This window comes from Desulfomonile tiedjei DSM 6799 (genome assembly GCF_000266945.1).
Lineage (GTDB): Bacteria > Desulfobacterota > Desulfomonilia > Desulfomonilales > Desulfomonilaceae > Desulfomonile > Desulfomonile tiedjei.
Genome location: NC_018025.1, coordinates 3,187,664 through 3,202,068, shown reverse-complemented (window position 1 = coordinate 3,202,068; position 14,405 = coordinate 3,187,664). Strand labels below are relative to the sequence as shown.

Below are 14,405 nucleotides of genomic sequence, written 5' to 3'. Positions count from 1 at the left end.
ACGTTGCATTCTAATGCCGATTCTTCCGAGACTCGAATTGCAGCAATTTCTGCTTGATTGCCACTCCGGAATCATATCCTCCCAGATCGCCGTTACTTCGGATTACTCTATGGCAGGGAATCACGATAGGCAAAAAGTTCTTTTTATTTGCGAGCCCTACAGCTCGAGCGCCTTTCGGGACCCCCACTTCAACTGCAATTTCGCCATATGATCTCGTTTCGCCGTAGGGAATTGCCATGAGTCTGTCCCAGACTCGCCTTTGAAACAGGGTTCCTCCTGGTGGTGCAAGCGGTATGGAAAATTCCGTAAGCTCTCCGGCAAAATAGGCATCCAATTGCATGAGCAACTCAGATATGACGGGGTCATCGGACGCCGCGCTGAGGGATTCTGGAGCTTCTACAAAGGAAATCGAGCGGACACCGTCTTTCGATGCCTGCAATTCAAGCCATCCCACCAGGTCGGAAAAAAAATGATGGATGACTATTTCTGCCGAACGCGCTTTTTCTGCACTGGATTCAGAGTTCATTTTTCCTTTCCAAAAAAAATTGAGCGTACATCCGGTTCTCATGGGGTATGCTGATCTCATGAATGGTAACAAGAAAAATATACTCCGTCAAAAAGCTGCTTCAGTGGCAAAGGTTCTGCAATTTGCCGGACCTTTTCTGTCCTATCGTCTTTTCGGCAAGACTGTCCCGGTTCTCGCGGGGTACAAAATCACCCACCGGTGCAATCTTCGATGTACTCACTGTCCATACTGGCTCCGGTCCGGACCTGAACCCACTTTTGAAGAAGTCTTGGACACTATGCACCGTCTCAGATCAATGGGGGCGCGAATAATCATCTTTGAAGGTGGAGAACCGCTCCTCTGGCGAGACGGTAATCGAGGAATTAAAGATGTAGTGTGGGCGGCACGTGAATTATTTCCATGCGTCTGCCTAACAACGAACGGGACACTCTCATGGCAGGGGCTCCCATTGGACCGGCTGTGGGTCAGTCTCGACGGGCCACCTTACATTCACGATAGGGTGAGAGGCAAAGGAACGTACTCCCGAGTGATGAGGAATCTGCAGCAAGCTCCAAAATCACGTCCGTATGTCAGCACGACCATCAGTACGGAAAATGCCGATAGTATCCCAAAACTGGTGGGGCTCTTGCTGGGTGTAGTCGACGGCATAACACTTCAGTTTTATTATCCGTACGATGGCCTACCTGACTCGCTGTTCCTGCCCCATGCGGAACGGGCGATGCTATTGGACCAACTCATGATGATGAAACGGCTCGGATATCCCATCATGAATTCGTTCGCAAGTCTTGAAGAACTGAAAAGAGAAACATGGAGTTGCGAAGCAGGATTGCTCGCGAACGCGGAACCGGATGGCACAGTACTTCATGGGTGCTATTTGAAGAATCGCGGCCCTTCGGAATGCTCCATGTGCGGATTTGCAGCTCATAACGAGATGACGCTGGCTTTCAGAGGCAATTTGGAATCCATCATTGCGGGAATGAAAGTTTTTTTTGGCAATTCCTATGCACGGTCCTTTTCCGGGGAAACGGATTAATGTATACTCAAAGGCTTAGGAACGATCCGAAATTGGAGGTGGTAGAGTCCTGGTGGGCTCCGCGGTCTTCAAAACCGTAAGCAGGGCGCTAGTACCGTTCTGGGTGGGTTCGATTCCCATGCACCTCCGCCATTCCCGACATTCTCCCCAAACCATAATTCCCAATAATACCTCGAAAGCTTCTCTTACCCGGTAGCCATCGCTTGTTCACGATAGTACTCTCTCACGCATGAGACCGCCTCTTTGAAAAGTAGGCCTGAAAAGGTCTGGTTCCACAGCGGAGCCAAAGAACGTCCTATATAAGTCCTGTGCCCGGGTAAAACCAGGAACCCTGGGTTGGGGACATTGAAGATCAATCCTTCCCCGGCAGTAACGCGTTGCCCGAGAACGTAGGACTTTCTCATTTCAGCAGTTCCGAAGTGAAGCATGATATCGAGGAGATTGCCGTAGAGCCCTCCCGCATCTATATCCTCAATTATCTGTTGGAAGACACTATTTATACTTACGAGGAGCGGGTCCATAATTGCGATGCCATGGGCCCGGCATTGAGTTCGGGACCACATGGATCTGCATGCAAACGGTCTGCCTTGATACACCGTGCACCTGGATTGTTCCAGCAAAGGGCACGCGGTTTTGTCGTCTGCCTGGAGTGATAGTGGAGGATCCTGTGAATGCATGCACTGATCAGCGAAGGTGTTGACCGTAACCAACGGCCGCATTCGATTCGGGACAATCTTCTCATGAAGCTTATCGAAACGTTCATCTTCGCAGTATTCCAATAGAACAGAGGACTCCAGGGTTGTGGCAAGCACGTTTTGGGTGCAGCAGGTTGCGCATGAATCTCTGCAAGCGGATTCAAATTCGGAGACTATCGAGTTATACGTATCGTAGACCTGCAACAGAAGAGCTTTTTTTAGCCCATAAACGTCAAGCCCCGGAATTTGGTGCTGAACTGCATCGTTCATGGAGACCTCCTGCCAAGATAGAGTTCTGGTGATCGAGTTTAAGCCGCATCTATTTTGAAGGCGGTTGCTTCTATCATAACATTGAGGCCCAGAGGCAATGCAGCCACTCCAACGGTAGTCCGAGCCGGTGGATTCTCGGAGAATACTGCAGCATACGCTTCATTCATGGCTGCAAAATCGTCCATGTTTTTCAGGTACACCACGCAGCGCACCACATGCTGCATCGATGCGCCTGCGGCCTCCAGGATTGCTTTTATGTTGTTGAGCACCTGAGATGTCTCCCCTCGAACACCACCGTCGGGAATACTGCCCGTTCGGGGATCGATGCCTTTTTCTGCGGATACAAAAATCCAGTTGCCCGCGATCACAGCTTGTGAATATGGACCTACCGGAGTACCTGCTGCCGGCGCGCTCACTGTTCTTTTCGTCATAATTCTTGTCCTCATGGCTCATGAATATAATGCGATTCGAGTATGCCGAATCCGGGAATCATCCCTTCCAAATGGGCTTTGTCGCTTCAGAATTCATCGTAATCTGCCCCCACAGAAGGAGAACCGATCTATCGCGAAGCGCTTCAAGGATAAAGATCGTCCAGAAACATGTTAATTGCTTCCGGCAAGTCTTTCTTTTCTAACAGAATGGAGCTAAAATACTGAGAAGAAACTTTCGGTCGAAATCGGTAGCTGGGTCAAAAATTACGAAGAATATATTCAGAATGATTTCTGTTTCGTTTCTCGGAAAACGAGAGCATGTTGGCCGGAGAAGTCGGATTGCAATTGCCGCAGGTTTGATCGAATTGACTGGGCGGCTTTAACATGAAGGTATCTACCGCGGAATTTTTTCGGGCTGCTGAAGAGAAAAAGGATTATCCTCCGGGCGAATATTCGGAATTGGCGTTTGCAGGACGTTCCAATGTGGGGAAGTCCTCAATGATAAATACGCTTCTGGGGAGACGCAATCTTGTTCGTACTTCCAAGACGCCGGGGCATACGCGAAAGCTCAATTTTTATCTTATAAACGGCCGCCTCTATTTCGTAGATTTGCCAGGATATGGATTCGCCAAAGTGCCTCTCGAGGTCAGGGAAAAATGGCGACCCATGGTGGAAACGTACCTCACAGGGCGAAGGCAACTAGCGGGGGTTGTGGTAATCGTGGACGCAAGACGTCCTCCTACCGAATCGGACATGAGCCTTATCGAGTTCTTGCAGGCGTATGACAAACCTCTTATAGTTGCAGCTACTAAGGCGGACAAATTGACCCGTAATCAGATGGCCGAACAGAAGCGAACCATACGATCGGCCATTCAAATGGATGTTCCGATAGTTTTCTTCTCAGCCTTGAACGGACTGGGAAAAAATGAATTGTGGAAAGAGATCAAAAAAATTATAGAGTAGATGCCTCGCGGGAGATGCGAGGCCTAGACCGGAAAAAACGATATTATAAAGAATCAAGAGAAGACTCATATGCTCAAAAAAATGCTCATAAATGCCAGTCAACCTGAGGAATGTCGCGTTGCAGTTGTATGTGACGGACTACTCGAAGAACTGGACGTTCAAGTCAAAACGCGAGAAGCAACTCTCGGTAATATTTACAAGGGAGTGGTCACTCGTGTCGAGCCTTCTCTCCAAGCGGTATTTGTCGATTATGGGTGTGATAGAAACGGTTTCCTGTCAATAAATGACGTTCATCCATCCTACTTCCCGGAATCTTTTGAGGCTAATCGGAGACGTCCGAGAATCCAAGAGGTTTTCAAGAAGGAAGATCATGTTCTCGTACAGGTGAACAAGGAAGAACGGAACACCAAAGGAGCCTGCCTCACTACGAACATCTCATTGGCGGGGCGTTATCTGGTGCTTATGCCGGGAACCAGCCTGTATGGTGTTTCCCGGAAAATCGAGGACGAAAAAGAACGGAAGAAGTTGAAGGAAATTGTTAAGCAACTGAAACTGCCCGACAATATGGGATTCATCATTCGAACGGCAGGCATGGGTCGGACTAAAACCGAATTGGCTCGTGACCTGAACTATTTGATGAAGCTCTGGGAAGTCATCGAAACCCATGTGGCAGAATCGGAGGCACCGACACTTCTGTACAGAGAGCATGATCTGGTGATCAGAACTATACGAGAACATTTCTCCCCGGACATCTCGGAAATTCTCGTGGATGAAAAGGATACGTACAAGCGGGTGAGAGACTTCTTTCATCAGGTGATGCCCAAGTACGAGAATCTCGTGAAGCTGTACCAGGAAAAACGCCCACTCTTTAACAAGTACCAGCTTGAAGAGCAGTTGGAACAGGTCTACCGCAAGAAAATAAAATTAAAATCCGGTGGTTACATCATCATCGAACAAACGGAAGCGATGGTTACTGTTGATGTGAACTCCGGGAGCGCAACGAAAGAAAAAGGCATCGAGGAAACCGCTTTTCGGGTCAATCTGGAAGCTGCTCCAGAAATTGCCCGCCAGTTAAGGCTGCGGGACTTGGGCGGAATCATAGTCATCGATTTCATTGATATGGTGCACAAGAAACATAATCAAGAAGTCGAAAAAGCAGTTAAAGCGGTACTCAAGACGGATCGGGCCAAAACCAAGATTCTCCGGATTTCGGCTCTCGGTTTACTGGAACTCTCTCGACAGCGCCTCAAATCATCTCTCGGGACAGGCGAGTACATGGACTGCCCCTTGTGCGACGGACATGGCAGGATGAAATCGCCTGAAATGGCAGCCCTTTCAGTTTTCAGGAAGATAAAATCGCTGCTGATCAAGTCCACAGTTTCGGAAGTTCGAGCAACAGTTCCTCTGAAAGTGGGTGAGTACCTTTTGAACAAGATGAGGGCTCAGCTCGTAGAGATGGAATCGCAGTACAATGCGCGCGTCCTTGTCACTGTGAAAGAAAACCTCCCGGAAAAAGAGATACTCGTAGAAGCGGTGAAAGAACAGAAAGAAGAAATAGGGGAAGCGCCTTCCTTTGAGCCTGCGCTCACTGCGCAAGCGTCGGAGCTTGCTGTCTTTATCGAAGAAGAGCAAGCTGAAATAATACCTGAGCCGACGGAAGAAGAGAAGCCAGCTACCACAGTGGCCGAGCCGGCCGAAGAGAAACAACCGGCAAAACCGAAGAGAAAAAGAAGAACCAGAAAAAAGACGGTTGCGGCTCAGGAAACACAGATCGAAGAGGCCGAACCTGTGTCCGAACCTGCTGCGGAAGAAGCGGCGTTATCCGCATCGGATAATGGGGAAGAGGCAGACATCACCGTCGATCTGCATGTGGAAAAAGAAGATCTCGATTTCATCGTAAAACCTGAGAAGGAACAGCCGGAAGAAACACCGGAACCAGTAATTGCTGAAGAACCGGTCGAGGTTGTGTCATCAGTCCAGGACTCCGAAGAATCAGTGGAGGTCATGTCGTCGATTTCGAGCCTCGAAGAAACTGTCGAGATCGTAATGTCAGCGCCGAGCGTCGAAGAGTCGCAGCTTGTCGTCGCAGACTTGCAGGACGAAGCTCCTGCGACCGTCGCAGAGGAAAGCGTTTTATCTGAACATATTTCTACGGAACAGGAGTCCGATTCTGATTCCGATGATGGTTCCCAAGCATCGGATTCCGGAAAAAAAGCCAGAAAAGACAGAAAGACTCGCAAATCTCTGTTGCAGAGCTATCTGCCGTTTTCCTGACGCTCAATTTGGGAATGGAAGAAGTAGCTCTTTGAAAGAGCGTAAATTGATCAACTGCTTAGTAGACAGCCCCGGAAAGGAGTAGGCGCTGATGGCCAAAGAAAAGGGTGTAATCCATGTCGTGGGTACAGGGACCATAGGAGAGCCCCTCATAGGTTTGTTGTGTTCGTTTAAGGATCAAGCTGGTTTTTCGGAAGTGACTTTCCACAAGAGATCTCCTTTGCCGAGAGACGTTCCGAAAATTAAAGCTTTAGTGGCTCGAGGAGCCAAGCTCTCTGTTGATGAAGATAAAATTAACGATTTCGAGACGCTCGGGTTAAAACCTGTCATGCTGCATGAAGAAGCTTTGGCCAAAGCCGATGTCGTAGTCGATTGTACTCCGTCTGGGGTCGGCATTTCGAATAAACACGAGTTTTATGAAAAATACCTGGCCACAACAAAGGGATTCATAGCCCAGGGCAGTGAATTCGGTTTCGGAAAAATGTATGCCAGAGGCATCAATGATGATGCTTTAGAAGTGGGAAACGACCGTTTTGTTCAGGTCGTGAGTTGTAATACCCATAACTTATGTGCGCTCATCAATACCGTAGCGTTGACGGATGGAGACGACAATCTCGAAGAAGCGCGATTCCTCTGCATCAGGCGAGCAAACGATATCAGCCAAACAAAGGGCTTCGTTCCGTCTCCGGATGTGGGCAAGCATGGAGACCCCGTGTTCGGCACGCACCACGCTCGAGACGCATATCATCTCTTCAGAACAAAGGGACTGGATCTGAATCTCTGGTCATCGGCATTGAAGCTGAATACTCAGTATATGCACTGCATATATTTCACGCTCAATCTAAAACGGGCGGTCACCAAGGACGAAGTTATTGCGCGTTTCAGAGCCGACGACCGAATCAGCCTGACACAGAAACAGTCCGCATGCGAAGTCTTCTCGTTCGGCCGGGATCATGGATATTTTGGCAGGATTCTCAATCAAACGGTTATCGTGGTACCTTCGCTGGAAGTTCGCAAAGGCCACGAAGTAGTCGGATTCTGTTTCACTCCGCAGGACGGGAACTCACTGTTGAGTTCCTTCAGCGCGGTAACGTGGTTCCTGGATCCGACCAACTATGTCGAGCGCACGCAGTGCCTCAAAACATACTTCTTCTCAGAGGTGTAACAGTCTAGCATTCACTCTTTGCCACAAGACTGGGGGAACCTTTTTTGAGAAGAGTTCCCCGACTTACATCCTGAACTTCGAATCTCACGCCGGGCTATGCCCGGCTTTTTTGTGAAATGGGACTACGCACGTGTCTTCTGTCTCCGAAGAAATATTGATACAAAGGGAATACCCTGCTGCCCCCCTTGTAGGAGTTGGGGCGCTCATCATGGATAACGGGAATATCTTGCTGGCTCGTCGCGGGAATCCCCCGGCAAAGGGTGAGTGGAGTGTCCCCGGCGGATTGGTGCATGTTGGTGAAAGTCTCTTCGATGCGGTCATACGAGAAGCAGTTGAGGAGACTGGACTCATCGTACAACCTCGGTACCTGGTTGAACTGATCGAGCGCATTTTCCGCGACGAAGACGGCCGGGTGCGGTATCATTATGTTATTGCCGATTACGCATGTACAGTTTTGGGCGGCGAGCCTGTAGCAGGATCGGATGCGGACGAAATCGCGTGGAGTAATGAATTGGCGCTGGAAGAATTCCATCTTCCCTCCATTACGAGAGAGGTGGTACAAAAGGCACTGCGCATGGAAGCAGAACGTCTTGGGCGAAAAACCGAATGAAAAGGGTTGTAATTCCGATTCCAGAGGAAAGATTTTAATCAATAGTCCGGAGGACATTTTGAGAAGCGATATCATGAAAACAGGATTGGGAAGAGCTCCTTCCAGAGCCCTTCTCAAAGCTATGGGAATCACGAATGAAGAAATCGAACGGCCGCTTATCGGCATAGCCAATTCGGCAAACGAACTCGTGCCAGGACACGTGCACTTGGACAAAATCGTTGAAGCGGTGAAAGCCGGCATTCGCATGGCGGGGGGGACACCCCTCGAGTTTTCCACAATCGGCGTGTGCGATGGCCTCGCCATGGGGCACGCCGGGATGAAGTACTCACTCGCAAGCCGAGAGCTTATCGCCGATTCGGTCGAAATCATGGCGATGGCGCATCCATTTGACGGCCTGGTACTGGTGCCCAACTGCGACAAGATTGTGCCCGGAATGCTCATGGCAGCCTTGCGGCTCAACATTCCTGCAGTAGTAATCAGTGGCGGCCCCATGATGACAGGCCGGTTCAAAGGCAAGAAAGCTGACCTCATAACCGTTTTCGAAGCGGTAGGCAAGGTCAAGGCTGACGATATGAGCCTGGAAGAATTGGCAGTCCTGGAAGAAAAGTCCTGTCCCGGATGTGGATCGTGTGCGGGAATGTTCACAGCAAATTCCATGAATTGCCTTACCGAAGCTCTTGGGCTGGGATTGCCGGGAAACGGGACGATCCCTGCGGTGGAAGCGGCTCGTATCCGGCTCGCCAAGAAAGCAGGAATGAAGGTTATGGATCTGGTGTCCCGAAACATCACTCCACGTGATATCGCGACGCTGGAAGCATTCAAGAATGCCATTGCAGTCGACATGGCTCTGGGATGTTCCACGAATACCGTCTTGCACGTTCCGGCAATTGCTCGGGAAGCCGGATTACAGGTGGATCTCAATCTCTTCGATGAGATCAGCGCCCGGACGCCGCACATCTGCTCGCTTTCGCCCGCAGGACCGAATCATCTTGAAGATCTCGATGCAGCGGGTGGAGTTCAGGCCGTGCTCAAGCAGTTGGTCGAAGGAGGTCTTGCAAACCCCGAAGTTCTGACCGTGACCGGCGAGAAGCTTGAGAAAAACCTGGAAGATGCAGTTATCACTGATTCTGGCGTGATTCGGCCGCTCATCAACCCTCACAGCCCCTTTGGCGGGATTGCGATTATTCGCGGCAACCTGGCCCCGGATGGAGCAGTGGTGAAACAGTCCGCTGTAGATCCATCGATGCTCAAGAATAAAGGGATTGCCAGAGTGTTTGACTCGGAGGAAACGGCAATCGAAGCAATTCTCGATGGCAGGATCAAACCGGGTAATATCGTCGTCATCAGGTATGAAGGGCCTCGTGGAGGACCCGGCATGCGTGAAATGCTCAATCCTACCAGCGCACTCGCGGGAATGGGGCTGGATCGGCAGGTGGCTCTTATCACGGATGGGCGGTTCAGTGGCGGCACCCGTGGGGCTGCCATCGGGCATGTTTCCCCTGAGGCTGCTCACGGAGGATTGATTGCGTTCGTCAAAGACGGTGACGAGATCGAAATAAACATCCCGGAAAAGAGGATGGATCTCTTGATTTCAGATGAAGAGCTTGCCCGAAGAAAGACGGCATGGAATCCTCCAGAGCCGCGGATCACCAGCGGGTACCTTGCCCGATATGCAGCGCAGGTGACCTCTGCCGCTCAGGGAGCGATCACTATTGACAAGAAAAGCGCCGGATAAACCATTTCGGCAATAATGAGCAAATCCAAGTGGCGAGAGATGCCGCATCCCACCGTACGCCGGTAGCGGGCGGCCTCCGTGCCGCCCCAATTAGTATATAAGAGCAAATTCGTTTAACATGAAGCGGATCGAGGACAAAGAAGAACACTACATGAAACTGGCTCTGGAACTGGCTGCTGTTGCTGCGCAGAACGGCGACAGCCCTGTTGGGGCCGTTATCGTGTCGGATGGGGCTGTCCTCGGCATGGGATTCAACAGCATGGAGCGCCTGGGAGACCCTACAGCCCATGCAGAGATCCTGGCGATCCGTGATGCGGCAAAATCCACGAGCGATTGGAGATTGCCGGGCGCCACCATGTATGTTACATTGGAACCGTGCGTCATGTGTGCGGGAGCCCTGATCCACGCGCGAGTGAAACGGGTTGTATTTGGTGCCCGTGACCTGAGATGGGGCGGGCTGGGAAGCCTGTTTGATTTCTCACACGATCCAAGGATCAATCACGAACTGGAAGTGATATCCGGGATCATGGAGCGGGAATCGGTGGCACTCCTCCAGAGCTTCTTCAGGGAGATCCGGACGGGTGGTTCGCAGGACAGCAACTCGCTTTCCGAATATCCGGCCCGATAGCACATGAAGTACCCCTCAGCGGAGAGATGCCCGAGAGGCCGAAGGGGGCTGACTCGAAATCAGCTGTACCGCTTGCGGTACCGGGGGTTCAAATCCCTCTCTCTCCGCCAATTCTTCCAAATTGACCTGATTATAAAACTCATTCACAGTTGTCTTTCAGTATGAGATTGCTGCTGAATTCGCTTGACCATAATGAGGGCCATAGCTTATTTCATGTCTAGCATGAGGGCCACTGTTTCCGTGCTAAGGCTAGGCTTTCTTTGCTCCAGAGTGATTCTCATCGACGAGCATTCTGTCGAATAAGACTTCTCATGCCGGATTGCATGAAAGGCCTCGAATGCTCATGCCAAATCGTCCGCAGAAAATGACATGGTGGTGCCTTGAGATCGAAGCCTCGGAAAACTCTATCGAAGCCTGATGCTCGAAACGCGATCTGCCCTTACTTTACCATGTTTCCGTTGTCGGTTCCGTCTAAGCAACTCAGAGGAGTGGGGTCGAGTGAATGGGTGTTAGATCCTTTTTGTGGCCGTGGTACGACAAACTATGCGGCGCGTCTCATCGGGATACCTTCAGTGGGTATCGACAGTAGCCCAATTGCGGCAGCGATAGCTGAAGGGAAAATGGTAGACACCTCGCCTGAAGCCATTGAGAATGCTTGTTTGGAAATTCTTGCAAATAATGACGACGTCGACTTGCCCGAAGGTGAGTTTTGGGGATTGTGTTATCATCCGAGTACACTGAAGGCTATAGTTCTGTTGAGAAAAGCCTTATTGCAGGATTGCAGCTCTCCCGAACGCAAAGCGCTTCGCTCACTGTTGCTTGGGATTTTGCATGGGCCGAGGAACAAAGGGGTTCCCAGTTATTTATCTAATCAGATGCCGAGGACATATGCTGCAAAACCGGATTACGCAGTGCGTTTCTGGACCGAAAGACAGCTCTGCCCCGCACCGGTCGAAGTCGCCAATGTCGTGAGTCGGAAAGCGCAATATTATTTTGCATCCACGCCACCAAAGGTCCCTTTCAGGATAATATGTGCTGACAGCAGAGTCCTCGATTTTTCCAAACTGGGGGCCAGATTTTCCCGAATCGTAACCTCTCCTCCCTATTTTGGAATGCGCACCTATGTTCCAGACCAGTGGCTCCGATGGTGGTTCCTTGGAGGCCCGGAGACAGTCGTCTATCGGCATCCTGACCAGATAGCGCATTCGTCAGCTTATGAATTTGCAGAACAACTAGCTTGTATCTGGAGAAATGTAGCCGGTGCTTGTTTACCGGGAGCGAAATTCATGATTCGGTTCGGAGGCATCCACGACAGGAAGGCTAATCCAAAGGAAATAATGCTTTCATCATTACGCGAGGCGAAGTGTCAACTCCGTCTGCTCACGGTGCGTTCAGCCGGGCTGTCGTCCGTTGGAAAGCGACAAGCCGAACAATTCAAGAGGACTTTGCAGACGCCCATTGAGGAGTTTGACTTCCATGTGCGAGTGGAGGGATAGAGTGGAAAATGATACCACACTGAAGGGATTTAATAGGCGCAAAATCGAGCTTTTGCCGGGAGAGAGGATCACATTTGAGGACACAGGATCCAAACATCAGGCGACGGACGAAGAGCTTAACAAACGATATGTAAAAGGAGACATACGCATTGTCACAGAGACAGCGCGGTACTCTTTGGCTGGAATATTGTCAATGCTTCGGGAGACTGTAAGAACGGACAAAAAAAATGAACCTGAGCTGCGCTACATGCTTGATCCCGAGTACCAAAGGCGCCACAGATGGAGTGTCGAACGTAAATCAAGACTCATTGAATCATTCCTGATGAATGTTCCTGTTCCTCCTGTTTTCTTATATGAAAGGGATCTCGCCCGCTATGAAGTCATGGATGGCCGTCAGCGCCTGACCGCTCTCAGCGAATTCTATGACGACAAATTTGAATTGAAAGGACTTCAGTACTGGACCGAACTCCATGGAAGAACTTATTCGACGCTGCCGAGCAAGGTGCGAGACGGAATTGATCGGAGGTATATTTCTTCAATTATTCTTCTGACAGAAACCGCTTCAAATGAAGAACAGGCTGCGCAATTGAAAAAGATGGTGTTCGAGCGGCTCAATTCGGGGGGAGTTGCCCTGAGTAACCAGGAAACGCGAAACGCGGTCTATGACGGACCGCTGAATCAGCTTTGCTTGGAACTCTCCAAGAACCAAGAATTTCGGTCGATGTGGCGAATTCCGAATAAACCACTGCCCGAATCAGAGGATGACGATGAATTCGAAGATAAAACATCCAATATGGGGCGAAGTATGTACGAGAAAATGGAAGATGTCGAGCTCGTTCTTCGTTTTTTTGCTTATCGTCAGATTCATTCCTTTCCGGGTGGGCTGAACAGAATATCTGCATTACTTGACCGTTTTCTGATCGAAGGAAACAGGTTTGGATCGGAAATCTTGTTAGCATACAAGGACATATTTCAAAACACTATTTCATTCATCTTTCAATCGATAGGACGAAATGCCTTTTGTAAAATGAATCGCGAGGGAAAGGCATTAGGGCGTCCTACCAAGATTGTTTACGATCCATTGATGTACGTTTGCAGTCATTACAGCCACGGGGCTGATCGTGCAACTCTCCTTAAGAACAAGAACGTCTTGCTGGACGAGTTCGGCAAAATGTATAAAGAATGTGGTTGGCTCTTTGCTGGGCGACGAACCAACGTTGCTGACACACAGCAACGCAACAAAGAGGTAGAACAAGTCTTTACAAATACACTCGAAAAACTCACGACGTGAGGCAATTATATGCGGTCCACGTTAGATGCTTTTTGGGCTGATATTAAAGAGTTACAACTCTTTGTTAGATCTATTAGTGGAGTCTACCGAACTCTTGCTCAGCACGAAGATGCCATGATACGCGCATGTCTCAACATTCGTCGACGGCTCGATTACACAGCCTTTATAATCGCTCTATATACGGCGCTAGAGAAGTTTGTGGATGATCTTGCATGGTCATACACTGAACTTGAGTCGTCTCGGAACCAGTATTCTGACTTGTGCGACAAACTTCGCTTGAAGCATCTGCAGCAATCTGCTGCTCTTCTCAGACGACGTCGCCTGGGCGAAGGCAGATATACAGGTCTCTCGGCAACAGATGTTGTAGAGAATCTTCATGCTTGTCTCTCAGGAAAGAATCCATACAAATTGAATAGACACGCAGTTGTTCACCATGATTATAATTTGCGGAGCCAAGTGGTGCAGGACGTATTTGGTTCTCTCGGCATCGAGAATATTAATAAGCTTGCGTCTGGCGTCAAAACGATGATCGATTGGTTCTGTACCTCAGAGGGTATTGAGTCGTCTTCGATACAACCGATTTCACCAAAAGTCGTTGACCTGCGGCTGAACGATCTGGTGGATCGCAGAAATCAAATTGCGCATGCCGGTGCCGGTCGCGATCTGAGTGAATCACTTGACACTAATGAGATGCAAGTACGGTTGGATTTCCTCGAGGCTTATGCCCGCTCGCTATTTGATGTTATTATTAGCGCTTATCTTGACCGCTATTACATTAGGTCTGGCTTGGCCATCAGTATAGGTCATCCTCTAGAAGGTCCTTTCAAGGGGGGATCAGTTGTTGTTGTACGCAAGCCTCCTTGTAGGATTTTCCGAGGACAACCGATTATTAAGGTCTCAGGAGGTCGAGTAGATAGCTGGGGGCAGATACTGGAGATACAAGTTTCCGATGTTGGCGTAGACAGTATCGAGCCCGATTCTGATGTTACCGACGCCGGATTGCGCGCGGACCTTAAGTTCACAAAAGGTAATGAGCTGTTTGTACTTGAAAATAAAGATGTAATAATTTGGGGATAATCGGAACTTGATCATAATTCAATCTCGTCAGCAAGAAGAATTCAACAATAAGTTTTTTATCGTCTCTTGTAATGGAACCGTAAGGTTACTGCTCTGTGAGAGGTTGTGGTGGTTTCGAACGCTCACGTGACGAATGGTTGGTTTCCTCTAAATTGTTCACTAGTCCAAGGGACTAGGAAAGATGCTATCTTGTTCAAATCCGGATCTATCT

At 49.6% G+C, this 14,405-nt stretch carries 13 protein-coding genes and 2 tRNA genes; 12 read left to right on the top strand and 3 right to left on the bottom strand.

Annotated elements, in window-relative coordinates:
• Positions 1–10 precede the first annotated feature (10 nt).
• Positions 11–526, bottom strand: a complete 516-nt coding sequence (locus DESTI_RS13430) for a methylated-DNA--[protein]-cysteine S-methyltransferase (protein ID WP_014810519.1) — start codon at positions 524–526, stop codon at positions 11–13.
• A 58-nt stretch (positions 527–584) separates the two neighbouring features.
• Between DESTI_RS13430 and DESTI_RS13425 the strand changes: the two genes are divergently transcribed.
• Positions 585–1,559, top strand: coding sequence for a radical SAM protein (locus DESTI_RS13425; protein WP_157212163.1), 975 nt, complete (start codon positions 585–587; stop codon positions 1,557–1,559).
• A gap of 34 nt (positions 1,560–1,593) precedes the next feature.
• Positions 1,594–1,691: transfer RNA gene (locus tag DESTI_RS13420), tRNA-Sec, on the top strand.
• 53 nt (positions 1,692–1,744) lie between these two features.
• On the opposite strand, the gene DESTI_RS13415 is transcribed toward DESTI_RS13420, so the two are convergent.
• Both DESTI_RS13415 and DESTI_RS13410 read right to left on the bottom strand, forming a co-directional pair.
• Positions 1,745–2,524, bottom strand: coding sequence for a YkgJ family cysteine cluster protein (locus DESTI_RS13415; RefSeq protein ID WP_014810517.1), 780 nt, complete (start codon positions 2,522–2,524; stop codon positions 1,745–1,747).
• Positions 2,525–2,562: 38 nt separating this feature from the next.
• Positions 2,563–2,955 carry a RidA family protein gene (locus tag DESTI_RS13410; RefSeq protein WP_014810516.1) on the bottom strand — a complete coding sequence of 131 codons (393 nt, stop codon included), beginning with the start codon at positions 2,953–2,955 and terminating at the stop codon, positions 2,563–2,565.
• A gap of 384 nt (positions 2,956–3,339) precedes the next feature.
• Between DESTI_RS13410 and yihA the strand changes: the two genes are divergently transcribed.
• From yihA to DESTI_RS13360, 10 genes are all read left to right on the top strand, one after another.
• The gene (yihA, locus tag DESTI_RS13405) at positions 3,340–3,918 is read left to right on the top strand and encodes a ribosome biogenesis GTP-binding protein YihA/YsxC (RefSeq protein ID WP_014810515.1); all 579 of its coding nucleotides are present in this window, start codon (positions 3,340–3,342) and stop codon (positions 3,916–3,918) included.
• Between the two features lie 69 nt (positions 3,919–3,987).
• On the top strand, positions 3,988–6,192 hold the full coding sequence (locus DESTI_RS13400; RefSeq protein ID WP_014810514.1) for an Rne/Rng family ribonuclease: 2,205 nt from the start codon (positions 3,988–3,990) through the stop codon (positions 6,190–6,192).
• 91 nt (positions 6,193–6,283) lie between these two features.
• Complete coding sequence (locus DESTI_RS13395) at positions 6,284–7,357, top strand: hypothetical protein (protein ID WP_014810513.1); 1,074 nt, start codon at positions 6,284–6,286, stop codon at positions 7,355–7,357.
• A gap of 130 nt (positions 7,358–7,487) precedes the next feature.
• Positions 7,488–7,967: an NUDIX hydrolase gene (locus tag DESTI_RS13390; protein ID WP_014810512.1), complete on the top strand. Its 480-nt coding sequence runs from the start codon at positions 7,488–7,490 to the stop codon at positions 7,965–7,967.
• Between the two features lie 58 nt (positions 7,968–8,025).
• Positions 8,026–9,702: a dihydroxy-acid dehydratase gene (ilvD, locus tag DESTI_RS13385; protein ID WP_014810511.1), complete on the top strand. Its 1,677-nt coding sequence runs from the start codon at positions 8,026–8,028 to the stop codon at positions 9,700–9,702.
• A 118-nt stretch (positions 9,703–9,820) separates the two neighbouring features.
• Entirely contained in the window at positions 9,821–10,330 is a 510-nt protein-coding gene (gene tadA, locus DESTI_RS13380) for a tRNA adenosine(34) deaminase TadA (protein WP_014810510.1), read from the top strand.
• Positions 10,331–10,350: 20 nt separating this feature from the next.
• A tRNA-Ser gene (locus tag DESTI_RS13375) sits at positions 10,351–10,440 on the top strand.
• Between the two features lie 270 nt (positions 10,441–10,710).
• On the top strand, positions 10,711–11,826 hold the full coding sequence (locus tag DESTI_RS13370; protein ID WP_014810509.1) for a TRM11 family methyltransferase: 1,116 nt from the start codon (positions 10,711–10,713) through the stop codon (positions 11,824–11,826).
• Between the two features lies 1 nt (position 11,827).
• Positions 11,828–13,117 (top strand): DUF262 domain-containing protein, encoded by a 1,290-nt coding sequence (locus DESTI_RS13365; RefSeq protein ID WP_211213788.1) that lies wholly within the window; start codon positions 11,828–11,830, stop codon positions 13,115–13,117.
• A 9-nt stretch (positions 13,118–13,126) separates the two neighbouring features.
• On the top strand, positions 13,127–14,194 hold the full coding sequence (locus DESTI_RS13360; RefSeq protein ID WP_014810507.1) for an MAE_28990/MAE_18760 family HEPN-like nuclease: 1,068 nt from the start codon (positions 13,127–13,129) through the stop codon (positions 14,192–14,194).
• The last annotated feature ends 211 nt before the right edge of the window (positions 14,195–14,405 follow it).